Source organism: Streptomyces sp. NPDC017936 (assembly GCF_044328485.1).
Taxonomy (GTDB): domain Bacteria; phylum Actinomycetota; class Actinomycetes; order Streptomycetales; family Streptomycetaceae; genus Streptomyces.
This window is the reverse complement of record NZ_JBIRHK010000003.1, coordinates 136,889-159,709: the sequence shown is the minus strand read 5'-3', so window position 1 is coordinate 159,709 and position 22,821 is coordinate 136,889. Positions and strand designations below refer to the sequence as shown.

Annotated in this window: 17 protein-coding genes; 5 read left to right on the top strand and 12 right to left on the bottom strand. The window is 71.4% G+C overall.

Going from position 1 to position 22,821, the window contains the following annotated elements; translation table 11 throughout:
• Nucleotides 1-40 precede the first annotated feature (40 nt).
• Together ACH4F6_RS07415 and ACH4F6_RS07410 are read right to left on the bottom strand one after the other, a co-directional pair.
• Entirely contained in the window at nt 41-1,081 is a 1,041-nt protein-coding gene (locus tag ACH4F6_RS07415; RefSeq protein ID WP_397958943.1) for an esterase-like activity of phytase family protein, read from the bottom strand.
• A 194-nt stretch (nt 1,082-1,275) separates the two neighbouring features.
• On the bottom strand, nt 1,276-2,127 hold the full coding sequence (locus ACH4F6_RS07410) for a serine hydrolase (RefSeq protein WP_397958942.1): 852 nt from the start codon (nt 2,125-2,127) through the stop codon (nt 1,276-1,278).
• A gap of 158 nt (nt 2,128-2,285) precedes the next feature.
• Between ACH4F6_RS07410 and ACH4F6_RS07405 the strand changes: the two genes are divergently transcribed.
• Nucleotides 2,286-4,637 carry a glycosyltransferase family 39 protein gene (locus ACH4F6_RS07405; RefSeq protein WP_397958941.1) on the top strand — a complete coding sequence of 784 codons (2,352 nt, stop codon included), beginning with the start codon at nt 2,286-2,288 and terminating at the stop codon, nt 4,635-4,637.
• A 208-nt stretch (nt 4,638-4,845) separates the two neighbouring features.
• On the top strand, nt 4,846-5,649 hold the full coding sequence (locus ACH4F6_RS07400; protein ID WP_397958940.1) for an endonuclease I family protein: 804 nt from the start codon (nt 4,846-4,848) through the stop codon (nt 5,647-5,649).
• 49 nt (nt 5,650-5,698) lie between these two features.
• Here the strand turns inward: ACH4F6_RS07400 and ACH4F6_RS07395 are convergent, their stop codons facing one another.
• The 4 genes from ACH4F6_RS07395 to ACH4F6_RS07380 form a co-directional block, all read right to left on the bottom strand.
• A complete protein-coding gene (locus ACH4F6_RS07395) occupies nt 5,699-6,478 on the bottom strand; it encodes a M48 family metallopeptidase (protein WP_397958939.1) in 780 nt (259 codons plus the stop codon).
• A 4-nt stretch (nt 6,479-6,482) separates the two neighbouring features.
• On the bottom strand, nt 6,483-10,055 hold the full coding sequence (locus ACH4F6_RS07390) for a type I restriction endonuclease subunit R (RefSeq protein WP_397958938.1): 3,573 nt from the start codon (nt 10,053-10,055) through the stop codon (nt 6,483-6,485).
• Nucleotides 10,056-10,212: 157 nt separating this feature from the next.
• Nucleotides 10,213-10,563: a hypothetical protein gene (locus tag ACH4F6_RS07385; protein ID WP_397958937.1), complete on the bottom strand. Its 351-nt coding sequence runs from the start codon at nt 10,561-10,563 to the stop codon at nt 10,213-10,215.
• Complete coding sequence (locus ACH4F6_RS07380; RefSeq protein WP_397958936.1) at nt 10,560-11,048, bottom strand: hypothetical protein; 489 nt, start codon at nt 11,046-11,048, stop codon at nt 10,560-10,562. The genes ACH4F6_RS07385 and ACH4F6_RS07380 overlap by 4 nt, the downstream gene beginning before the upstream one ends.
• Nucleotides 11,049-11,125: 77 nt before the next feature.
• Between ACH4F6_RS07380 and ACH4F6_RS07375 the strand changes: the two genes are divergently transcribed.
• On the top strand, nt 11,126-11,920 hold the full coding sequence (locus ACH4F6_RS07375) for a Scr1 family TA system antitoxin-like transcriptional regulator (RefSeq protein ID WP_397958935.1): 795 nt from the start codon (nt 11,126-11,128) through the stop codon (nt 11,918-11,920).
• Nucleotides 11,913-12,134 (top strand): DUF397 domain-containing protein, encoded by a 222-nt coding sequence (locus ACH4F6_RS07370; protein WP_397958934.1) that lies wholly within the window; start codon nt 11,913-11,915, stop codon nt 12,132-12,134. Before ACH4F6_RS07375 ends, ACH4F6_RS07370 begins: the two co-directional genes overlap by 8 nt.
• Before the next feature lie 60 nt (nt 12,135-12,194).
• Here ACH4F6_RS07370 and ACH4F6_RS07365 read toward each other — a convergent pair whose 3' ends face one another.
• The 6 genes from ACH4F6_RS07365 to speB form a co-directional block, all read right to left on the bottom strand.
• Complete coding sequence (locus tag ACH4F6_RS07365; RefSeq protein ID WP_397958933.1) at nt 12,195-13,406, bottom strand: restriction endonuclease subunit S; 1,212 nt, start codon at nt 13,404-13,406, stop codon at nt 12,195-12,197.
• Nucleotides 13,396-16,017, bottom strand: coding sequence for an N-6 DNA methylase (locus ACH4F6_RS07360; protein ID WP_397958932.1), 2,622 nt, complete (start codon nt 16,015-16,017; stop codon nt 13,396-13,398). The genes ACH4F6_RS07365 and ACH4F6_RS07360 overlap by 11 nt, the downstream gene beginning before the upstream one ends.
• Before the next feature lie 98 nt (nt 16,018-16,115).
• Nucleotides 16,116-16,796 (bottom strand): RloB family protein, encoded by a 681-nt coding sequence (locus ACH4F6_RS07355; protein ID WP_397958931.1) that lies wholly within the window; start codon nt 16,794-16,796, stop codon nt 16,116-16,118.
• Entirely contained in the window at nt 16,796-18,073 is a 1,278-nt protein-coding gene (locus ACH4F6_RS07350) for an ATP/GTP-binding protein (RefSeq protein WP_397958930.1), read from the bottom strand. The genes ACH4F6_RS07355 and ACH4F6_RS07350 overlap by 1 nt, the downstream gene beginning before the upstream one ends.
• Nucleotides 18,074-18,189: 116 nt before the next feature.
• Nucleotides 18,190-19,881: a thiamine pyrophosphate-binding protein gene (locus ACH4F6_RS07345; RefSeq protein WP_397958929.1), complete on the bottom strand. Its 1,692-nt coding sequence runs from the start codon at nt 19,879-19,881 to the stop codon at nt 18,190-18,192.
• Nucleotides 19,878-20,858 carry an agmatinase gene (gene speB, locus ACH4F6_RS07340; protein ID WP_397958928.1) on the bottom strand — a complete coding sequence of 327 codons (981 nt, stop codon included), beginning with the start codon at nt 20,856-20,858 and terminating at the stop codon, nt 19,878-19,880. Before speB ends, ACH4F6_RS07345 begins: the two co-directional genes overlap by 4 nt.
• Nucleotides 20,859-21,251: 393 nt before the next feature.
• Between speB and ACH4F6_RS07335 the strand changes: the two genes are divergently transcribed.
• Nucleotides 21,252-22,748, top strand: a complete 1,497-nt coding sequence (locus ACH4F6_RS07335) for a helix-turn-helix domain-containing protein (RefSeq protein WP_397958927.1) — start codon at nt 21,252-21,254, stop codon at nt 22,746-22,748.
• Nucleotides 22,749-22,821: the final 73 nt, after the last annotated feature.

Below are 22,821 nucleotides of genomic sequence, written 5' to 3'. Positions count from 1 at the left end.
CCGCAACAATCGGTGAACGGCCGGACGCGGACGCGGGGTGTCAGACGCGGACCCGCAGGAAGTACAGGCGCGTCGTCTGGGCGGCGTTCTGGTTGTCGTCGCTGACCAGGAGGACCTTCAGACCGCCCCGGTCACGGCCCGTGACCGCCATGCCCTCGATGTTGTCGAGCAGCGGGTTCGGCTGCGGCTGCTTCGCCGTCGCGCCCAGGGACGGGCAGTTCACGAGGTCCGCCAGGAGGGTCTTGCGGACCAGGCGTACGCCGTCCTGGCCCGTGAGGTTCTCGACGCCGCCGGTGTCGGTCGCCCGGCGCGGGTCGGCCAGGTACAGGCGGACCGTGTTGCCGACGCCCGCGGTGAAGCCGCGCTCCAGGACGAGGAGGCGGCCGTCGGGGATCGCCTGGACCTCGGGGACGCCGAGGCCGGCGTCGGCGCGGTAGGCGTACTGGGCGGCGAGCCGGAAGCGGCCGTGCCGGCGCTCCCAGGTCTGGAGGCGGACGATGCCCGCGCTGTCACCGGCGAGCGCGTACTCCATGGAGGCCAGCAGGGTACGGCCGCCGGGCAGCAGCGTCAGGCCCTCGAAGGTGCCGTTGGGGACGGCACGGCCGGCCGGGGCGACCCGGAGGGAGTCCGGCACGGGCAGCCGGTCGAGGAGCGCGCCGGAGCGGCCGTACCGGCGGACGGACGGCTCGGTCTCCGAGGTGACCAGACGGGTGCCGTCGCGGTCGACGACGAGTCCCTCCGCGTCGAGGGCGGCGCCGCTCTCGTCGGCGAGCGGGACGGCCGACGTGGGCGCGAGCGTCCCGGCGTCGAGGCCGAGGAGCGCGGAGCGGTCGGAGAGGGCGGCCGGTGAGCCGTCCCCGTCCACCGCGAGCGCGGAGAGGTTGCCGACGAAGGTGCCCTGGTGGGTCGTCTTGTCGAGGGCGTCGGAGAAACGGTCGAGGGAGACGGCGGGCGAGCAGGCGTGGGGCGTGGCCGTGGCGTGCGGGCCCGTGGGGCGGGCGTGCGCGGGCCCGGCGGCGGAGAGGCAGGTGGCCGCCGCCAGGCCGGCGGTGAGGGTCGCGAGGACGGTTCGCAGGCGCATGGCGGTCACCGTAGGGCGGGCGGGTGACGGCCGGTGGGACGTCTGGTGAAAGGTCCTCGCGGGGCCGGAGGGCGCGGGCGCGCGGGGAGACGGAGGGGCGGGGACCGGGAACGGCGAGGAAGCCGGCCCCAGGAGGGCGCAGGCGCGGGGAGACGGAGGGGCGGGGGCCGGGGGAAGGCGTGGACGCCGGGGACTCAGGAGGCCGCGAGGTCGCGGTGGACGACCCGGGCGACGCCCTGGACGGTGGCGATGCCGTAGTCCATGGTGGCGTTGCCGTGGGTGAGCACGGTGAGGTGGTAGTCGTGGCCGCCGCCCTTGAACGTGCCGACGCTGTGCACCCGCCAGGCGTTCGTGGCCCGCGGCAGCCAGCCGTTCTTGACGTGCCAGGAGACGCCCGCGGGCCTGCCGTACGGGGTGCCCCAGCGCTGGGCGGCGACGACCCGGCCCATCAGCGTGAGGACGTAGGAGCGGGAGCCGTCGGCGAGGACCGCGTTCCTGGCCGTGAGCAGCCGGAGGAGCTTCTGCTCGTCGGTGACGGTGATCCGGGTCAGGCCCCAGTGGCCGTTCGCGCCCGGCTCGGTCCGCGTCATCGCGGCGGCGGCGAGGAAGCCCTTGATCCTCGTCGGGCCGAGCTGCTTCCACAGGGTGGAGGTGGAGGCGTTGTCCGACTTGGTGATCATGGCCGTGGCGAGGCTCTTCTCACGGCTCGTCAGGACCCGGCCGTGCTTCTGCGCGTCCCACAGGAGCGCGGCGAGCACGGTGACCTTGACCACGCTGGCCGAGTCGTAGGCCGTGGTCGGGCGCAGCGTGCAGGTGGTGCCGGTGGCGCGGTCGTGGAGGCCGACGGCGACGGTGCCCTTGCGGTTCGCGAGCGCGGCCGTGATGTCCTTCTTCAGCTCGGCGGCGAGCCCGGCCCTGGCCGAGGTGCAGCTGACGGCGGGCGCGACGGCCGCGGCGGGGGCGGCCGCGGCCACCCCGAGGAGGACGCCGGCGCCGAGGACCGCGACGACGGCCCTCCTCGCGCGTCCGGGGGTGCGGTGGGTCATGCCCGAGTCGACCCGCGGGCCCGGGTGAAAGGTTGTACGGCTCGCCGGAATCGCCGGGGAACGCCCTGACGAGGCGTCACCGGGGCCTGGGCGACTTCACAGGCGGCGGCCAGCTTCGGCACAGCGGCCTGACACACCGGACGACCAGCATGCGCAGGGTGACATCAGCCACCGATCCCCTCCCCCACCCGACCGCGCCGACCGGGTCCGCCGCGCCGCCGGCCCCCGCCGCGTCCGACGACCGGCCGCCGCCGGCCCCCGCCGCGTCCACGCCGGGCCGGGCCCCGCGCTGGTCGCTGCCCGCGCTGCTCGCGATCCTGGTCCTGGCGGCGGTGCTCTACTCCTGGAACCTCTCCGGCTCCGGCCTCAACAGCTTCTACAGCGCCGCCGTCCTGAGCGGCACGCAGAGCTGGAAGGCCTGGTTCTTCGGCTCGCTGGACGCGGGCAACTTCCTGACCGTCGACAAGCCGCCCCTCGCCCTGATGGTGATGGGCCTGTCCTGCCGCGTGTTCGGCTTCGGGACCTGGCAGATGATGCTGCCGATGGTCCTGGTCGCCCTCGCGACGATCTGGATCCTGCACGCGTCCGTGAAGCGGGTGTGGGGCCACGGCGCGGCGGCGGTCGCCGCGCTGGTGCTCGCGCTGACCCCGATCACGGTGGCCATCAACCGGGACAACAACCCCGACACGCTGCTGGTGTTCCTCATGGTGGCGGGCGCGGCGCTCGCGCTGCGGGCGGTGCGGGACGGCAGGCTGCTGCCGCTGCTGGGCTCGGCGGCCTGCTTCGGCCTCGCCTTCAACACCAAGATGCTCCAGGGCTACATCCCGCTGCCGGCCGTCTTCGTGGTCTACCTGTACGCGGCCCGGCCGGCCTGGGTGAAGCGGATCGTCGACCTGCTGCTCGCGGGCGTGGTGCTGGCGGTCAGCAGCTTCTGGTGGGCGGCGGCGGTCTCGCTCGTGCCGGCCTCCGAGCGGCCCTACATCGGCGGCTCGACCGACGGCACCGCCTGGAACCTGATCATGGGCTACAACGGCCTCGGCCGGGTCTTCGGCGGCGAGGGCAACGGTGGGGGCGGCGGAGGCGGGGGCGGCGGCTTCTCCGGGACCGCCGGCATCGGCCGGATGTTCAACGACGTCCTCGGCGGCCAGATCTCCTGGCTGCTGCCCTTCGCGGGCATCGCCCTGGTGGCCGGCCTGGTCCTGCGCGGCCGCCGGGCCCCGCGCACCGACCCCGCCCGCGCCGCGCTGGTGCTGTGGGGCGGCTGGACGGTGCTGCACTACCTGACCTTCAGCATGGCCGAGGGCACCATGCACCCCTACTACACGACCGCGCTCGCGCCGGGCATCGCGGCCCTGTGCGCGGGCGGCGGCCTGATGCTGCTGCGCGCGTTCCGCGCCGACCGGCGGTGGGCGTGGGTGCTGCCGCTCGCCCTCGGCGTCACCGCCCTCTGGGCGATCGTGCTGCTGCGCCGGGCGTCGGGCTGGAACACCTGGCTGTGGCCGGCGATCGGCGCGGTGATGGCGCTCGCCGTCGTGGGCCTGTTCGTCTTTCGCTCCGGCGACAAGGCCCGGCTGCTGGCCGCCTCGGTGGCGGCGGCGATCGTCGCGGCGGTGGCGGGTCCGGCGGCCTACGCCTGGTCGGTGCCGTCCGGCTCCGGCGGCGGCATGGGCGGGACGAACCCGACGGCCGGGCCCACGACGGGCAGCGGCGGCTTCGGGGGCGGTCCCGGCGGCGCCGGCGGCCGGGGCGGGTTCCCGGGCGGCGACAGCGACGGCCCCGGCGGCAGCACGCAGGACGGCGGGAACGGCCAGGCCGGTGGCCAGGCCGGGGGCGGCTTCCCCGGCGGCAGCGCGCAGGACGGCGGCCGGATGCCGCCGGGCGGTGGCACCGGCGAGCTGCCGGACGGGCAGGCGCCGGACGGCACGGGCCAGGCGGGCGGTACGCCGCCCGGCGAGAACGGCGGTACCGGTGAGAGCGGCGGTACGGCCGCGCAGGACGGCGGCACCGCGCCCGGCGGCGCCGGCGGTGGCGGCACGGGCGGGGGCACGGGCGGCGCGAGCAGCGAGCTCATCGCCTACCTGAAGAAGCACCAGGACGGCGCCACGTGGCTGCTGGCGGTGTCCAGTTCGCAGAGCGCCGCACAGCTCATCCTCAGCAGCGGCGAGCCGGTCATCTCCATGTGGGGCTGGTCCGGCAGCGACAACGCCATGACCCTGGCCCGGCTCAAGGAGCTGGTGAGGAAGGGCGAGCTGCACTACCTCCAGATCGGTGGCGGCGGCATGGGCGGCGGGTCCGGCGTCAGCTCCGAGGTGACGGAGTGGGTGCAGGAGAACGGGACGGCGGTGCGGGAGAGCGACTACAGCTCGACGTCGGCCTCTTCGACGGACACGTCGGCGGACGCCTCGGCGGACCCGTCGTCCGAGGCGTCCTCCTCCGACGCGGACGCCTCGTCGCGGAGCGGGCAGTCGACGTCGACGGTCTACCGGCTGGACCCGTCGGACGTCAGCTGACGCGGGCGCGTCCGTACGGCCCGGAACGGCCCCCGACCCTGCGGTCGGGGGCCGTTCCGGCCTTCCGGTCCGTCAACTCGCGTGGACAAGGAGTGATTTGCCGTTTGCCGTCATCCGATGGACACGCGCCATCCATTTACAAGGCCTCATGTCCATGTCACTCTCACCGGTGCCGCCTCCAATCAACCCGCGTAGATCGGAACCCCACATGTTGGCGACACGCATACGCCGATGGAAGTCGGTGGCGCTCACCACCGCCGCCGTCCTGGTCGGCCTCACCGCCCCCGCCCTCACCGCGACCCCCGCCGCGGCGACCACGACGGCCTACGACTCGACGTACTACAAGAACGCGGTCGGCAAGACGGGCGCGAGCCTGAAGTCCTCCCTGCACACGATCATCAGCAGCCAGTCGAAGATCTCGTACTCCGCGGTCTGGGAGGCCCTGAAGGTCACCGACCAGGACCCGAACAACAGCAGCAACGTGCTCCTGCTGTACAGCGGCGTCTCGCGCAGCAAGTCCCTCAACGGCGGTGACGTCGGCGACTGGAACCGGGAGCACACCTGGGCCAAGTCCCACGGCGACTTCGGCGAGGTGACCGGCCCCGGCACGGACCTGCACCACCTGCGCGCCTGCGACGTCCAGGTCAACAGCACCCGCGGCAACCTGGACTTCGACAACGGCGGCAGCGCGGTCACCAACGGCGGCGGCAGCACCGTCGACTCCGACTCCTTCGCGCCGCGCGCCGCGGACCGGGGCGACGTGGCCCGCATGATCCTCTACATGGCCGTGCGCTACGACGGCGGCGACGGCTTCGCCGACCTGGAGCCCAACGAGAAGGTCAACAACGGCAGCAACCCGTACATCGGCAAGCTGTCCATCCTCAAGGCGTGGAACGAGGCGGACCCGCCGAGCGCCTTCGAGGAGCGCCGCAACCAGGTCATCTACGACACCTACCAGCACAACCGCAACCCGTTCATCGACCACCCGGAGTGGGTCGAGGCGATCTGGTAGGCGTTACTGCGGCTGGACTCCCCCTTTCGCAGAGGGAGTCCAGCCCAGCCTACCGGACATCGCCCATCCAGAGCCGCCGCCCCAGCTCGTCGAGGTCCGCCCGCCGCTCCTCGTACTCGGGCAGCGCGGTCCGCAGCAGCCGCCAGAAGTCCTCCCGGTGCCCGGACACCTTCACGTGGGCCAGTTCGTGGGCGATGACGTAGTCGATCAGGTGCATGGGCAGCTGGAAGAGCGGCCACCCCAGACTCATCAGACCCTTGGCGCCCGCCCCGGCCTGCGGTGGCCGGTACGAACCCCATCGGTCCCCCAGGTCCCGCACGTCGAGTTCAGGCTCGGTCACGCCCAGGCGGGCGGCCCAGGGTTGAAGCCGGTGTCCCGTCCAGTTCCGGCCGGCCCGGCAGTACCAGTCGACCAGCGCCGCCCGGCCCGCCTGCGGCTCCGCCGCCAGATCCGGGCCCATGACGAGGCGCCCCGCGATCAGCCGGACTTCTCCGCCCGCCCCCTCCTCACCGGACACGGCCAGCCGGTACGTCCTCCCCAGGTAGCGGAAGACCTCTCCGTCGGCGAGCCGCTTGACGGGGCTGAGCGGGCGTGTGCGCTCCCGCTCTCGCCGCTTGGTCAGCAGCCAGTCCCGGTGCGCGCGGACGAACTGCTCCGCCTCGGCCGTCGAGCGCCCGGCCGGGGTGTGCAGGGTGAGGGTCGCGTCGGTCTCGACGGTCAGTGCGAACCGTTTCCTGCGGGCACTGGCACGCACCCGCAGGGACAGCCCGTCCACGGTGAGGAGTTCTTCGGGGGCGGGGTACGTCGAGGGATCGGCCGGCGCGGTCACCCGCCTATTCTCCCCTCGCCCTGCTCCGGAACTGTCCCAGGTTGTTCTGCGCGAAGGTCGCCAGGCGCTGGGCCGCGTTCTCCAACGACTCCCAGTCCCCCTTCACGGGCCGGACGTGACCACTGAGCAGGACGTCCTGAAGGTCTCCGGCCAGCGCGTTGATGTCCTGGTGCTGCCCCTGGTACGACGCCCGGGCCATGACGCTGGTGGCCACGTCACACACCTTGCCCGTGAGCCGCCTGATGTCGCCGCCGTCGGCGAGGCTGATCCCGGGTGTGTCCTCCAGGATCTGTTCCACGAGTCGGTACGCCCGCTGTTCGAGCGGCGTGAGACCGGCGAGTTCCGGCGACTCCTCCTGCTCCTGCCTGGCCTCCTCGATCAGCGGGCCGAACTCCTCGATCTGCTCCTCGAAGCGACCCGGCATCGTGCGCAGGATCTCCTCCAGGCGCTTGGAGAGCCGCTCGTACTTCGCGGGGTCCTCCCGCTTCGTCCGCTCCTCCAGGTGGAAGCGGAGCGCGTGGCCCATCTCCGCCGCCGCCTCCTGCGGCGGCAGCCGCCGCACGGCGTCGTCGAAGGTGAGGGCGGTGAGCGAGACCGGCGGGATGACCTGGTCGATCTCCGGCCCTTCGAGGTGGTCGGCGATCATCGCCCGGACCTTGCGCCCGTACCGGCGCAGCGTGAAGGTGCCGCCCTCGGCGTCCCGGCACAGCCGCCGCACTCGCTTCTGGAGCAGGCTCCAGCGCCGGGCGTCCGCCACATAGTCGAGGGCGTCCTCGTGCGGGAGGACGCGTTCGAGGGTGGCGAGGAACGCGTGCAGCACCTCGTCGAAGCCGAACCGCAGGTCTTCGGGTTGCAGGGCGAGGGCCGCGGGCCCCAGCTTGGCGAGCTGGTCGAGCTGCGCGTCGTCGATGCCGTTGCGCCGCAGGAAGTCACGGACCTCCTGGGCGGCGGGCCCGAGCTTGCCCACCTCGTAGGACAGATCGCGCATGGTGTCGGTGACATCGGCGTTCCGGTACCCGGCGAGTGCACTGGAGAGGTGCTCGAAGACGCCGTAGTAGTCGACGACGTAACCGACTTCCTTGCCGGGCGAGGTGCGGTTGACCCGCGCGACGGCCTGGAGCAGCTCGGCGTCCCGGATCGGCCGGTCCAGGTAGAGCACCTGTTCACGCGGGGCGTCGAATCCCGTGAGCAGCATGGACTTCACGATCAGGAACGCGATGGGGCTGTCGGGGTGCACGGGGTCGGGCACCGAGGTGGGGAGCGGCGGCGGCCCGCTGTTCGCGGCCTCGGACCACGGGGTGTTCATACCGCCGGAGGGATCGGTGGGAGGGGGCGGAGTCTGCGGTGGGTTGAAGGGGGTCACCGCGACCCACTCCGGATCGGGCGCCAGCTCGGGGAAGGCCTTCTGGAAGCGCTCGGTGTACGCCTCCTGGCGGCCGGCGTCGGTCCACTCCCGCCATTCCCCGCGCTTGTGGCCGGCACCCGGGGAGATGACGGGCACGAAGTCGATCCGCCGCAGCAGCGCCCGGAACCGGTAGGCCTGGTGGAGGTAACGCTGTCTGGCGGACAGCTTCTCCAGCGGTGTCCCCGTCACCGACTCAGGGGCGAACTCGGCCAGTTCCGCCAGCAGTTCGTCACGGGCTTTGCGCAGGGCGTGGTGGTACTGCACGGCCGCCTTCCGGCTGACGGCCGCGACCTGTGCCTTGAAGCCGCCGGGCAGCACGGTGGTCACCCAGTGCTCCAGCATGTCCTCGGCCTTCGCCTCGATCATGGGAACGGACTCGGCGACGTCCCGTTCGGTGGGCCACCGCTTGAGCAGCGCGGCCCGCTCCTCGGGGGTGCGGTCCCGGACGAGGTCGTCGAACCCCCTGTCGAGGACCTCCCCGTCACGGACCTCGCCCTCCCCGGTCCGTCCCTCGTAGCGGATGCGGACGACGACGCCGTCACGCTCGGCGTCCTCCATCCGGTACTCGTCGAGGAAGCCCCGCGGGGAGTCTCCCCGCCCGAAGATCCGGCGTGTGTCCTCCTCGCGCCCGGTGATGATCGGCGTGCCCGTGAACCCGATCTTGGCGGCGTTCGGGATCGCCTTGCGCAGGGCGGCGTGCAGGACGCTGGTGTGGGAGCGGTGTGCCTCGTCGACGAGGACGAGGATGTCCGGTGAGGTGTTGCACTCGGGGAAGTCCGGGACCGGGCCGGGGCTTTCTTCCTCACTCCGGCCCGCTCCCTCTCCCGTCAGATCCCGGTCGTCCCCGCTGCCTTCCGCGTCCCCGGCGAAGGTGAAGCCCGTCCCGTACTTCTGGATCATGCCGAAGACGACGCGCCGCCCGCCGTCACGCAGCAGCCCCTCCATCTGCGTCCGGGTCTTCGCCGTCTCGACGTCGGACTCGCTGAGCTTCAGCGTCCGCGACAGCTGGGTCTGCAACTGGGTGCGGTCGGTGACCACCACCACCATGAACTCACTGAGCCGAGGGTGCAGGTGCACGCGCCGCACCAGGAACGTCATGGTCAGAGATTTGCCGGAACCCTGCGTGTGCCAGATGACACCGCCGCGCTCGTCCTCGGTGTCCCGCCCGGCACGGGCCCGTCCGGTCAGCAGTCTGCGTACGGCCTTCTCGGCGGCCCGGTACTGCTGGTGCCGGGCGACGGCCTTCACGGTCCGCACGGCCCCGCCGTCCGCCCCCGACTCGACGGCCATCGGGATCACGTAGTGCCGTACGACGTTGAGCAGGGCGGCCGGCCGCAGAACCACACCGACGAGCTTCTGCTGCTCGCCGAGCGGCGCGGGCGCGGCCGGGTCGGCGCCGTCCGCGAGCAGCCCGGCGGTGCGCAGCTCCCGCCGCAGCGTGCTCTCTTCCTCCGGTTCGACGCTGCGCCACGGGTGGAAGTGCTCGGGCTCGGAGGTGACGGTACCCAGGTGGGCGGCCTCTCCGGTCGCGGCCACGAGGAGCTGCACGGTCCGGAACAGCTCCGGCACACCGGCGGGGACCGGAGCACCGGTGGCGTCGAGGTCCAGAACGGGATTCCCGGCGTAGTGCCGGAGATCGAGCACGGCACTGCGGACGGGCTCGGCGAGATCGGGGCTCTTGCACTCGACGGCGACGAGCGGGATGCCGTTCACGAAGAGGACGAGGTCGAGTATCGACAGCTCGCCGGAGCGGCTGCGCACGCGGAGCTGGTCGACGACGGTGAAGGTGTTGCGCGTGACGAGGTCCGGATGCCACTCGACGTACTGGACGGTGGCGGACGGACCGCCGTGCGCGACGGAGGGCGAGGGCAGCGTCCAGCCGTGGAGCAGCATGTCGGTGGCGGCGAGGTTCGCCTCCACGACGCCCTTGCCGAGCGAGAGGGAGGCGAGCTCGCCGACCGCCCGCCGGATGTCGTCCTCGCCCATCCAGGGCCGACCGTCACCGCCCCGGAGGTTGATCCGTCGCAGCGCGGGCCCGAGCTGGTCGACGAGTAACGGGACCGTCGCGTCCAGCGTGTCCAACTCCACGCCCGGGATGTGCGTCCACCCCATGGCCTCCAACTGCGCGACGAACGGCCGCTCCACCTCGTCCCGCTCGACGTGCACCACCACGGCCCGCGCCTCCCCATGCGTCCCTCTGTGCCCTGGAGATCCATTCTGCGCCCAGGGGGTGGGGTGAGGGGAAGACAGCCGGACGGAGGACATGGCTGAACATGCGGACGTACGAAACTCTGTGGCCGGTAAGTCCGCACGCTCGGCGGGGCGCGGATCAGGTGCCGGGGTCCTCCCCGCGAACCTCGTAGTCATCGGGGACGGAGAGGCGGTCGCCCCTGCTGCGCGCGATGCGGTGCACGTCGCGCAGCGATTCGGTCAATCGGGCGGCGAGGAATCGGAGCTGAGGCGCGGTGGCCTTGTCGTCACCGAGGAGATCGGCGGCGTGGTCGAGGAGGTCGTCGGCCATGTCGAGCTGGACGGTTTCGACGTTGTCGGCGATGCGGGAGAGATGACCGGTGCCGGTGGCGCCGGTGATGAGGTAGCAGGGGTTGCCTTCGAGGTTGGACCAGGGGAGGAGGCGCGGTCGGCTGACCGTGGCGGCGGCGTCGTGGCTCTCGTAGATCACGCGGCGGCCACCTCGGTGCCGCGAGGCCGGCGCGAGCCCACGTCGACGCCGTGGATGCGCCGTGGTCCTACGTCGACGCCGTGCACGGCGAGCCAGAGAGTCCGCCGACGAGCGCGCTGCTGCCTGGCCTGCGCGCGTTGTTCGTGGGCGAGGAGGTAGGGGCGGACGAGTCGGGAGTCCTCGCCGCGGAGGAGGGCCGCGTGCGGGGAGGGGCGGCGACCGGGTGTGACGAGGGCGGCCGACACGGGGGTGAGCCGTGCCCCTTCCCCGGCGCGGTGCCGGTTCCGGTTCCGGTGCCGGTGCCGTCCGGAGGCGGGCCACAGGAGCCGCAGCAGCGGCTCAAGGAGGCAGGCGATACGGTTCAACACGTCTTCAACTCCGATGCGGTTGAGGGCCATGCCCCCGGGCCGTCGGTAGCGGTCGCGGGGGTCTTCCGTGCCCGAGGGCAGGTCGACGTGCATGGACGTCGCTGTGTAGCGATCCACTCACAGAGTGAGACCGGCAGGGCTAGGCTCGCCAGAGGGTCGGATGTGACAACGCATCTGTCACACGGGAGCTGACGATGAGCAACATCTATGGGGAGTGGTTGAAGGCGCAGCGCGAGGCGGCCGGGCTGACGCAACAGGAGCTGGCGACGGCCGCCGTCATGACGCGTTCGCACATCGCGCACATCGAGGCGGGCCGGCGCACCCCGTCCAAGGAGGACGCGAGGCGCCTCGACAGGGCGCTGAACACGGGCGATGTGCTGAGCAGCTTCCTGCCGGACGAGGACACCGCTGTCGCGGGGTACTTCGAGGCTGCCCTTCAGCTCGAACAGCAGGCGACGATGATCCGGGAGTTCGCCCTGTCGTTCATCCCCGGCATCCTCCAGACGGAGAGGTACGCACGTGCGGTTCTGAGCACGTCGTTCCCTCCGGTGGGTGAAACGGAATGTGACAGGCTCGTTGTCACACGCCTTGAGCGGGCGAAGATCCTGGAGGACCCGGTGACGCCCGTAGTGTGGGCTCTGCTGGATGAGGCGGTGCTGCGGCGGGTAGTGGGCGGGCCGGAGGTCATGGCGGAACAGGTCATGCACATGGTTCAGCTGACTGACGCTCGGAGGATCCGCCTGCACGTGTTGCCGTTCGGCCTGGGCTTCCATCCCCTGATGGACGGCATGCTGTCTCTGCTCTGGTTCGAGGACCAACCCCCTGTGGCGTATGGCGAAGGTCTGCGGATGGGACGGATTTACGACTCCCCGTCCATGGTCCAGGAACTTCAGGGTCTATACGATCTCGCACTGAGCGACGCACTGCCGCTGAAGGAGTCGCTGGCTCTACTGAGAGCAATCACAAAGGACTACGGACACCATGACTAACCACAATATCCCGGACTCCGCACAGTTTGCAGGCTGGCGCAAGTCCTCATACAGCAACAGCGAAGGTGGCAGTTGCGTAGAGGTACTGGACAGCTACCCGTCGGGGGTCCCCATACGGGACTCCAAGAATGCGCACGGTCCCGCGTTGGTCTTTCCGACGAGTGGCTGGGCATCGTTCGTCGCAGCGGTCAAGAACGGAAGCCTCTCCGCCTGACCGCGCCCCACTACGATTCGTCTGGCCCGCACCACGTGGCGCGGGCCAGACGTCGTTCACTCAGGCCGCCACGGCAGGCACCGCGACCCGCCCCGACAACAGGTCATCGACAAGCCCCCGTTTGAGCTCGCGGAGCTTTGCCAACTCTGCGCGATCAGCCTGCACCTTGCCATCAAATGCCTCAAGCGAGATAACAAGTTCCCGCTGCTCTTCCACCGACGGCAGAGGGATTTCTATAGCCCCCACCAAAGCGCCATTCAAATTTGACCTATTCGACCCTTGGCCGATATTGCGGATCTCCGTGTACTGCGTTTCAAGAAAGTAGTACAGGTAGCGGTGATCGACCTGAAGGGGATCGCAAACAATCGCTGCTGCCGCCTGATTGATTGTAGCTTCGACACCAAGAGAGCCAACGCGCCCGCGAGTCGCGCCATCTCCGTACATCGCCAGCAACACGGTTCCCTGTGGATAGACACGCAGACCGGCCTCGCGGACCGCCTTCCGCGTAACGTGCTCGCCGGTTTCAGTGATCACATTGAAGTCGATCTCCCCCGTCCTTACCCACGGCACGTCACCCCCCTCCCAAAAATCCCGTCGCGCTCGGGAAGGAGTGTTACCGGAGGAGACCGTGCCCACGTCCTTGATTTTCCGAAGGGGCCGGTTACCTCCTAGCAGAACGCGGCGGGCAACCTCCTTACGGACCAGGCGAGTCTTGGCGATCGACGTCTCGATTCCGCGCTCTAGCTCAGCGACGCTGTAGATCACGTCAACAATCCGTCGCTGCTCTTCAATCGGCGGCACCGGCAATCTCAGTCGCTCGATCGCCTTCTGCCCGATATTCTGCATGCTGCGACTACTGCCGGAAGCAGCGTTGACGATCTGGCGCCGCACCCCAGGACTCGCCAAGCAGGCATTTACATACTCAGCTAGGGCGCGAGCCGGATTAACTTTCAAGCGCAGCGTCTTGTCCGACAGCAGCAGCCTAGCCGACAACTCAGGAACGATACATGCCAAGCCAACCAGTTCAGGAGTATTAGCACGCGAGATGAGCAGATCGCCAGAGTTGACCTGGTAGCGCGGATCGACGATACTGGGGGTTTCGACTCGCTTATTCTCTTCAGCCCGAAATCCTGAATGATGGACAGCGCTAACCTTGAGAACTCCCCATTCCCCAAAACCTGCGGGCGAATCAGGCAAGTCAGGACTCTTACCTGCCTCAATCCCATCCAGCAGGTAGCTCAGCGACTCGATCGGCCACCCATCACCTGTCATAGCCGAGCCCTCTCAAAAAACCATCAAGCCTTTTGGCCACCGATTCCCGCCCCGCCCGAATCTCCGCCAACGAAACGGCGTACTTCTGCTCCCACGTCTCGTAAGACGCCACCAGCTCCCGCTGCCACCGCACCACATGCCCATCCAACTTCGCCGCCAAGTCGTCCCGCAGCAGGTCCAACACCACCCGGCGCTCCCCCTCCGCGTCCAACTCCTCACGCGCCCTGAACAACCGCGGCGGCTCCTCCCCCAGCGTCGGCGGGTCGCTCGGGTACGGATACCGGTGGAAGTCAGCCTCAAGGCGTTTGATGTCCGCGCCCGCCTTCGTGCGGGCCTTCTTCACCCGCGCCAGCTCAGCCGTGAGCTCGGCCAACTCCTCCACACTCAGAGCGGCTTCCTCCGAATCGGCCTCACCGTCGACCGGCTCACCGTCAGCCTCCGGCTCCTCCCCGCCCCCGGAAAGCCGCGCGTTCAGCTCCTTGAACCGCGCGTCCGCCTCCGCCTTGCGCGCGTCCGCCTCCGCCAGTTCCTCCAGGAACCCGGGAGCAATCGCGGCGACCACCTTGTGGTCGTACGCCTGTCGCCGCTCCGCCGCCGACCGCGTCCGCAGCTTCTTCGTCCGTGCGTCCTGTTCAGGCGAGAGCATCGTGTCGACGTTCTCGACCCACCCGTCGACGACACCCCCGAACCCGTTCTCCGACAGCGCAAGCAGGTCGTACTTCGCCTCGTACCACCAACCTGCGACCGCCCCTGTCAGCGCATACCGGTCCAGCAACCCGACCCGGCCAAGCCGCTCCCCGAACGACTTCATCAGCTGCCCCCGCACCGCCATCAACGCGGCCTTGCGCTCGGAGGACGTGGACGAAGCGAGAGCTTCGGGCGTGGCCGCCACCGCCTCCAGTCGACGGGCGGCCTCCTCCTCCCACCACTTGCCGAACTCCGCCCGCAGCGCCTCCTCCCGGGGCCGGGCCAGCTCGCCCAGCTCGGGACGGCCGCCCGCCGCCTCGTCCCGGAAGTCGACGTACGCCGGGTCCGCAGGCTCCCGCTCCACGAACAGGTCGGTCACCCCGATCCCGTACGAGTCGAGCAGCGGCTGCTTCGCCTCGATCTCCGTACGCGGCACCCCGCCCACCAGGTGTGCCCGCACGTCCTGCGGCTCGGGCGGCGGTGTGTTGTCGACGTACCGGCGGATGTTGAGGTTGTCGTCGTTGGCGGCGAGTTCCTCGCGGGTCACGATCCGCGAGAAGCCGGGCACCTCCTCGTACGCGTGGAACGTCGAGACGATCTTCTCGGCGTGCTCGGGGAGCAGAATGTTCTGCGCCCGCTCCGCGTGGAACTCGCGGTCGGCGTTGATGAACAGCACCTTGCCCTCCCGCGCCCGGTCCTTCCGGCCCGGCGGGCGGAGCACCAGGATGCAGGCGGGGATGCCGGTCCCGTAGAAGAGGTTCGGGGCGAGGCCGATGACCGCCTCGACGGCGTCCTTCTCCAGCAGCTCCGTACGGATCGTCTTCTCACCGCCGCCGCGGAACAGCACCCCGTGCGGCATGACCGTGATCACCATGCCGCCGCGGGAGCCCTCCCGCTTGGCCTCCCACAGCATGTGCTGGAGGAACATCAGGTCGGCCTTGCCGCGCTCGCTCGTCGCCCCGTACTTGGCGCGCTCCGCCGGGTGCGCCAGGTCCGCGAGGCTGTAGTCCAGGGAGAACGGGGGATTGCTGAGCACCCCGTCGAACCGGTCCTCGTCCGAGCGCGGCACGTGCGCCGGCTGCGAGAGCGTGTCCCCGGTGGCCAGGTCGAAGCGGCGCACCCCGTGCAGGACCATGTTCATCGTCGACATGATCCAGGAGCCGGAGTTGGCGTCCTGGCCGGCGAAGAACATCGACGACGTGTCGCCGCCGTGCTCCTCCACGTACTCCGCCGCGTGGATGAGCATGCCGCCCGAGCCGACGCACGGGTCGTAGATCCTCATGTTCTCGGTGGGGGCGAGGAGCTCGACCATCATGCGGACCACGGCGCGCGGGGTGTAGAACTCGCCGCCCTTGCGTCCGGCCGAGTCCGCGAACTCCTTGATCAGGTACTCGTAGGCGGCGCCGATCAGGTCGGGGAACTCGAAGTCCTCCGTGCGCAGCCGGATCCGCCCGAAGTGCGCGATGAGGAGCTTCAGGCGCTGGTCGGCGAGCTTGGCCGCACCCGACGCGGCACCCGATCCGCCGATGCGGTTGAAGTCGAGGTGGTCGAAGAGGCCCTTGAGCTTGCTGTTCTGCCCCTCGAGCGCTTGCAGCGCGGGACGCAGGGTCATCTCGTTGATGTTGTGGGTGGCGGCGGAGACCTTGGTCCAACGAGCCTCCTCCGGCACGTACAGCACATCGCGCTTGCGGTAGGGGCCCGGCTGCTCCAGGTAACCGGGAACGTCCTCCTCGGCGAGCTTCAGTTCCTCGACGGCGTACCGCCTGATGCGTTCCCTGGCCGCCTCGAACTCGTCGTTGGCCCGCTTCAGGAAGAGCAGCCCGAAGATGTAGTCCTTGTACTCGGAGGCGTCCATCGTGCCGCGCAGGATGTCCGCGGCGGCCCACAGATGCCGTTCCAGCTGGGCGAGCGTGAGCTTGGCCACGTACGACTCCCTATGACCCGACCTGAGATGACGGAGAGACCCTATGACCCCGCTCGGGTCCTGCCGAAATCGGCGCATGTGACCATGGCCGAGAGGGGTCAGTAGCTGTCGATGTGCAGCGCCTTCTCCACGAACTCGTGCACGTCCGTGTAAGGGTCCCTGTCCCACTTGTCCACATGCGCCGCGTGCTGGCCGTTCATCCGCTCGGCGTTCTTCCGCGCCGTCTTGTAGCGGCCCAGGATCTGGTGCGGCAGGACGACCTTGGGAGTCGCGGCGTCCTGGGAGCCCCGCTGGAACGGGAGCCGCTCGGCCGCCCCGTCGCACACCCCGGCGAACGAGCCGCTGACCGGCTTGTAGTGCGCGAGACGCCACACCTCGAAGCACGGATGCGAGAAGGCGACGCCGATGCCCGCCTTCTCCGCCTGCTTCAGCGCGTCACGGACGTACTTGTAGTTGTCGTGGTCGAAGAGACACCAGACCTGAGGCAGGTACTTTGACTCCAGCTTGGCCCGCTTCGCCTTGCGGTCCTCTTCGCGCTTCAGTCTGATCGCCTGCTCGACTAAGTCGAGCGGCTTGCGCCCGCTGTCGGCCCTGCGGTTGGCGATGTGCATCTCCACCGGGACCTCGTCGGCCAGCGGGACGCCCTGGTCCTTGAGGATGTCGAGGTACGAGGGCTCGGTCACCTTGCCCTCGGTGAAGACGAAGACTTGGCGCTTGCGCTGTCCGCCCTGCCGGACCGGACGCTCCCACGAGTCCTTGCCCTTCTGCGCCCGCCCCATCAGTCGCGCTCCACCCGGTCTGCTCGCTCGCCTGTCCCGTCGTACGTGCCCGCCTCACGCGCCACGAGCAGCCGCCGCGCGATCTGCCCCTCCAGAAGGGCCGGAACCCCGCCGAAGGCCCCCGCGAGATAGGACTGCGTGAGATCCTCGTCCTCGCCCGGCTCCGCGTCGGTGAGCGGATACAGCTCGGTCGCCCCGTCCTTGTCCTTCTCCGTCAGCCACACCTGCGCCGGATCGAGGAGCCGCTCGCCGCTCGGGGTGGTGAGCACCGTCGCGTCGTGCGACGTGAAGACCAGCTGGGCACCCTTGGGATTCGCGTACGGGTCGTGGAAGAGCCGGACGACTTCGGCCGCGAAGCGGGAGTGCAGGCTGGCGTCGAGTTCGTCGACGAGGAGGACCGCACCTTCGTCGAGGGCGAGGAGCAGTGGGCCCAGGAGGGCGAACCAGGACCGGGTGCCGTAGGACTCTTCCTGCCAGTCGAAGGACACGTCCCCGGCAGCCGAGTGGTGCGTCAGCTTCACCGTGTCCTGGCCCGGGCCGTCCTGGACGACCGTCGCTCCGGTGATACCGAGGTCGGCGACCCTCAACAGCTCCTGGATCCTGGTGGCTCTCGGGCCGGACAGTTCCTTCGTGGTGTACCGCGCGCGCTCGTCCCGCTCGACCTCCGGGCTGATCATCCAGAAGTTGCGGCGGAACCAGTGGAAGAGGGGAGAGAGCTGCGGGTGGTTGTCCGTGCCGGCCGTGGAGAGCAGCAGTGCGTTCGGCCGCGTGCGCCGTACGAGCTGGGCCCGGTCCTTGACGCGTCCGCCGGGCCACTTGAAGACGTCCGGCCGGGAGGCGTCGCGGTCGAGCCATTCCTGACGGCGACCGCGCGGGTAGCTGTGCAGCCACTCGGACTCGACGCGCTTGGCGCCGAGCTCGAAGCCGTACGTCCAGCGGACCCCGTCGATGACGACGTCGACCTCGAAGAAGGAGGGTTCGCTCTCGCTCTTGGGGTCCAGGGAGAAGACCTGGCGCGGGATGCCGTCGTAGGAGGCCCAGTGCGCATAGGAGTTGAGGACCGCGTTGCGCATGTCCGTCATCGCGGTCAGCACGTTTGACTTACCGGAGGCGTTGGCCCCGAAAATGCCGATCAGCGGGAAGACGGAGACGGATCCGCCGCCCGCGAGATCCACCGGGTTCGCCGACCCGCCCTGCTCGTCGCCGGGCGCGACGAAGGACAGCTCCTGCTCGTCTCGCAGGGACCGTACGTTCGCGACGCGGAACCTCAGCAGCACGCTGTCCTCCTCTCCGGCTCAGGGTAGTGGCCGCATCTGACACCGGCCCGGCCGTGACGCCTGCGACCTCACGGAACATATCCCGTGGAGGTCGCCGCGAACAGTCGATCGGGTGATCAGTCCGAGCCCAGGTGGGTCGGGGCGAACATCCGCAACCTCGCCGGGAGGACCACCACCGAGGGGCCGGGGGACGCCAGCGCCTTCGCCAGGTCGGCCTCCAGGGTCTCCGTGGACGTCCGCACGCCCGGGACGCCGAAGGACTCGGCCAGGGCCACGAAATCCGGGCCGGCCAGTTCCGTGCCCGTCGCCCGGCCGAAGGCGTCCGTCATGTACTCGCGCAGGATGCCGTAGCCGCCGTCGTCGACGATGAGCCAGGTGACGTTCAGGTCGTACTGGCGGGCCGTGGCCAGTTCGGCGATCGAGTAGAGGGCGCCGCCGTCGCCGGAGACCGCCAGGACCGGGCGGGTGGGGTCCGCGGCCGCCGCGCCCAGCGCCGCCGGGAAGGCGTAGCCGAGGCCGCCGGCGCCCTGCGCGGAGTGCATGGTGTTCGGCGCCTTCGCGTCGAAGGCGGACCAGGCCCAGTAGGCCAGGATCGTCATGTCCCAGAAGGAGGGGGAGCCCGCCGGGAGCGCCCTGCGGACCGACGCCAGCAGGTCCTGTTCCAGGGTCAGGTCCTGGGCGGCGATGCGCGCGCGGACGCGGTCGAGGAGGTCGCGGACGCGGTCCGGCGCCGTCTCGTCCTGCCGCGGTTCCACGGTCTCCAGCAGCGCCTGGAGGGCGAGGCGGGCGTCCGCGTGGATGCCCAGGGCCGGGTGGTTCGACTCCAGCTTGCCGAGGTCCGCCTCGATCTGCACGACCCGGCCCCGCGGCGTGAACGTGTGGTAGTTCGAGGAGAGTTCGCCCAGCCCGGAGCCGACGACCAGCAGGACGTCGGCGTCCTCCAGGAAGTCCGTCGTGTGGCGGTCCTCCAGCCAGGACTGGAGCGAGAGCGGGTGGTTCCACGGGAACGCGCCCTTGCCGCCGAAGGTCGTCACGACGGGGGCCCGGAGCAGCTCCGCCAGCCGGCGGAGCTTCTTCGACGCGTCGGCGCGGACCACTCCCCCGCCCGCGATGATCGCCGGCCGGGCCGCCCGGGACAGCAGGTCCGCGGCCACCGCCGTCAGTTCGGGGCGCGGGGGCAGTTCCTCCGGGGTGGCGTCCGGCGCCGTCACCACCGGGATCGCCGTCGGCGCGAGCAGCACGTCCTGCGGGATCTCCACCCAGACCGGCCCGGGCGGGGCCGTCAGCGCCGACTTCCAGGCCTCGGCGAGCGCGGAGGGGATCTGGGACTGGGTGCGGACCGTGTGGACGGACTTGACGACGCCCCGGAAGGAGGCCGCCTGGTCGGGGAGTTCGTGCAGGTAGCCGTGGCGTCCGCCGCCCAGCCCGGCCGTCGGGACCTGGCTGCCGATCGCCAGGACCGGCGCGCTGGCCGCGGCCGCCTCCTGCAGGGCGGCGAGCGACGTCAGCGCTCCCGGGCCCGTGGACAGCAGCAGCGGCGCCGCCTCGCCCGTGACACGGCCGTAGGCGTCGGCCGCGAAGCCCGCGTTGTTCTCCACCCGCAGGCCGATGTAGCGCAGGTCCGAGCGGCGCAGCGCGTCGAACACGCCGAGGGCGTGCTGGCCGGGCAGGCCGAAGACGGTCGTCGCGCCGAGCCCGGCCAGGGTCTCCACGACCAGGTCCCCGCCGGTGCGGCCGGGAGGAGGGTTCAGGGCGGCCTCCGTCTGCGCGGCGGTGGGGCGGAGCACCAGGTCGTGGTCGTGGGTCACTTGCCCTCGTTCTCCTCCCGCGCCGCGGCGATCCGCCGGGACATGATCGTGGTCAGTTCGTACGCCGTGTGCGAGGCCGCCACCGACGTGATCTCCGCGTGATCGTACGCGGGGGCCACCTCGACGACGTCGGCCGAGACCAGGTTGCAGGAGGCGAGGCCGCGCAGGATCTCCAGCAGCTCGCGGGAGGTCATGCCGCCGGCCTCGGGGGTGCCGGTGCCGGGGGCGTGCGCCGGGTCCAGGCAGTCGATGTCGATGGAGATGTAGAGCGGGCGGTCGCCGATGCGCTGGCGCAGCTGGTCGGCGACCTCGTCGGCGCCGCGGCGGTAGACGTCCGCGGAGGTGACGATGCCGAAGCCCATCTTCTCGTCGTCGGTGAGGTCCTGCTTGCCGTAGAGCGGGCCGCGGGTGCCGACGTGCGAGAGCGCCTCCGTGTCGAGGATGCCCTCCTCCACCGCCCGGCGGAACGGCGTGCCGTGCGTGTACTCGGCGCCGAAGTAGGTGTCCCAGGTGTCGAGGTGGGCGTCGAAGTGGAGCAGGGCCACCGGGCCGTGCTTCTTCGCGACCGAGCGCAGCAGCGGGAGGGCGATGGTGTGGTCGCCGCCCAGGGTCATCAGGCGGGCGCCCGTGCCGAGCAGGTCGTCGGCGGCCGCCTCGATCGTCTCGACCGCCTCGTTGATGTCGAAGGGGTTCACGGCGATGTCGCCGCCGTCCGCGACCTGGGCGAGGGCGAAGGGGGAGGCGTCCTGCGCGGGGTTGTACGGGCGCAGCAGCCGGGACGCCTCGCGGATCGCGTTGCCGCCGAAGCGGGCGCCCGGCCGGTACGAGACGCCCGAGTCGAACGGCACGCCCACCACGGCGACGTCGGCGCGCGGGACCTCGTCCAGGCGGGGCAGCCGGGCGAAGGTCGCCGGGCCGGCGTAGCGCGGGATCCGCGAGGAGTCGACCGGGCCGCGGGGCGTCTCGTTGCTGCTCATGAACTGCCTTCTTTCCTACGCGTCGTCGCGTATGTACTGCTCTGTACCGCCGGAACGACTCTACTGGGGAGCCGGGGCGGGGTCGGACACGAGTTCGGGGCCCTGCGGGTCCCGCCCGGCGAGGCGCTCGCGCCGGGCGGCGATCACGGTGCGGTCGGCGGCCGTGCGGAGCCTCCTTCGCGTGCTTCCCGGTGGCGCGCCGTGCGGACACCGGGATGCCTCGGGGCCGGGAGGCCGGCGGCTCGCGGGGACGTCCGCCCTCCCCATGCCCGGACGCGCTCCCGCGGGTCCCCGCGCGGCTGCCGGTCCGCACCGACCCTAGGTGGCCGGAGAGCGACTGCGAAGTGTACGTTTCCTCCACTGGAGCCGTACGGAACGGAAGGAACGCACACCGTGCCGGATCCCGCCGTTCCGCCCACGCCGGCGGTGCCGCTCGCCGCGCTGCTGGCCCGCGAGGACCTGGCCCTGCGCCGGCTCGCCGGGCCGTCCGACCCCGGTCGGGTCGTCCACGGGGCGCTCGCCTCGGAGATGGCCGACCCGTACCCGTACCTGCTGGGCGGCGAGCTGCTGCTGACCGCGGGGGTGCACATCCCCGGGACGGCGGGGCCGCAGGAGGGTGCCTCCGGTCGGGAGGAGCCGGGACCGGGGGGCTACTTCGACGCCTACGTGTCCCGGATCGTCGCCGCGGGCGGCGCCGCGCTCGGGTTCGGGGTGGCGCCGGTGCACGACACCGTGCCGCCGGCGCTGGTCGCGGCCTGCGAGGCCCACGGGCTGCCCCTGCTGGAGGTGCCGCCGCGGACCACCTTCGCGGCCGTGGCCCGCGCGGTCTGGCAGCTCATGGCGCAGGCCCGGCACGCGGAGCTGCGCCGGGTGACGGAGGCCCAGCAGAGCCTCGCCTCCGCCGCCTCCCGCCCGGACCCGGTGCCCTCGGTCCTGCGCCGGCTGGCCCGGCACCTCGACGGACGGGCCGTGCTGTACGGGCCGGAGGGCGCGGCGATCGCGGAGGCGGGCCGGCAGCCCGGCGAGCCGGTGGACGGACCGCTGTCGGCGCTGGCCCGGCTCCTCGGCGCCCGCGGCTCCGCCACCGCCAGCGACACCACCCCCGCGGGCGTCCACCTCGCCGCCTACGCCCTGGGCGCCGGGCACGGGTTCGTGCTCGGCGTGGCCGCCCCGCGGCGGGACCCGGGGGACCACACCATCGCCTCCGTCGCCGCCGTCCTGCTCTCCCTCCTCACCGGCGAGCACCACGGCGGCACGGAGGCGGCCCGCTCGTCCGCCCTCGTCCGGCTGCTGCTGGGCGCCGCTCCGGAGGCGGTGGCCCCGCTGCTGGGCGGGGAGCGGTGGCGGGTGGTGCACGGGCGGCCGGAGCCGCAGGGGACACCGGACGCGATGGCCGCCTCCGCGCTGGGCGCCGCCCTCGGGTCACCGCTGGTCGACCTCGCCGAGGGGGTCGTCCGGGTCCTCGTCCCGGCCGACCGGGAGCCGGCCGCGCAGGCCGGGTGGACGCTGGGGGTCAGCGCCGCCGCGGGGCCCGCCGACTGGCCGGCCGCCGACACCCGGGCGGCCCGCGCCCTGGCCCGCGCCCGCGCGACCCGCGTGCCCCTGGTCCGCGACGGCGACCGCCCGGCGCTCGCCGACCTCCTGCCGTCCGACGAGGCCGAGGCCCACGCCCGTGCGCTGCTCGCCCCCCTCGGGGGGAACCAGGCCCTCGCCGACACCCTGCGCACCTGGCTCTCGCTGCACGGCAGCTGGGACCGGACGGCGGTGGCGCTGGGCGTGCACCGCAACACCGTGCGCCAGCGGATCACGCGCTGCGCCGCGCTGCTGGGAGCCGAACTGGACGATCCGGACGTGCGGATGGAGCTGTGGTTCGCCCTGCGACGACGGTGAGTTCGGCGCGCCGGCCGGCCGGGTGACCCCCGTCCCAGCGACCGGGACACCGGGGACGGCCACAGGCGGCTGC

What these genes read in the sequence shown, in the direction of transcription:
- ACH4F6_RS07415 (WP_397958943.1), bottom strand. Translation starts at nt 1,081, where the DNA reads ATGCGCCTGCGAACCGTCCTCGCGACCCTCACCGCCGGCCTGGCGGCG.
- ACH4F6_RS07410 (WP_397958942.1), bottom strand. Translation starts at nt 2,127, where the DNA reads ATGACCCACCGCACCCCCGGACGCGCGAGGAGGGCCGTCGTCGCGGTC.
- ACH4F6_RS07400 (WP_397958940.1), top strand. Translation starts at nt 4,846, where the DNA reads ATGTTGGCGACACGCATACGCCGATGGAAGTCGGTGGCGCTCACCACC.
- ACH4F6_RS07375 (WP_397958935.1), top strand. Translation starts at nt 11,126, where the DNA reads ATGAGCAACATCTATGGGGAGTGGTTGAAGGCGCAGCGCGAGGCGGCC.
- ACH4F6_RS07370 (WP_397958934.1), top strand. Translation starts at nt 11,913, where the DNA reads ATGACTAACCACAATATCCCGGACTCCGCACAGTTTGCAGGCTGGCGC.
- ACH4F6_RS07365 (WP_397958933.1), bottom strand. Translation starts at nt 13,406, where the DNA reads ATGACAGGTGATGGGTGGCCGATCGAGTCGCTGAGCTACCTGCTGGAT.
- ACH4F6_RS07355 (WP_397958931.1), bottom strand. Translation starts at nt 16,796, where the DNA reads ATGGGGCGGGCGCAGAAGGGCAAGGACTCGTGGGAGCGTCCGGTCCGG.
- speB (WP_397958928.1), bottom strand. Translation starts at nt 20,858, where the DNA reads ATGAGCAGCAACGAGACGCCCCGCGGCCCGGTCGACTCCTCGCGGATC.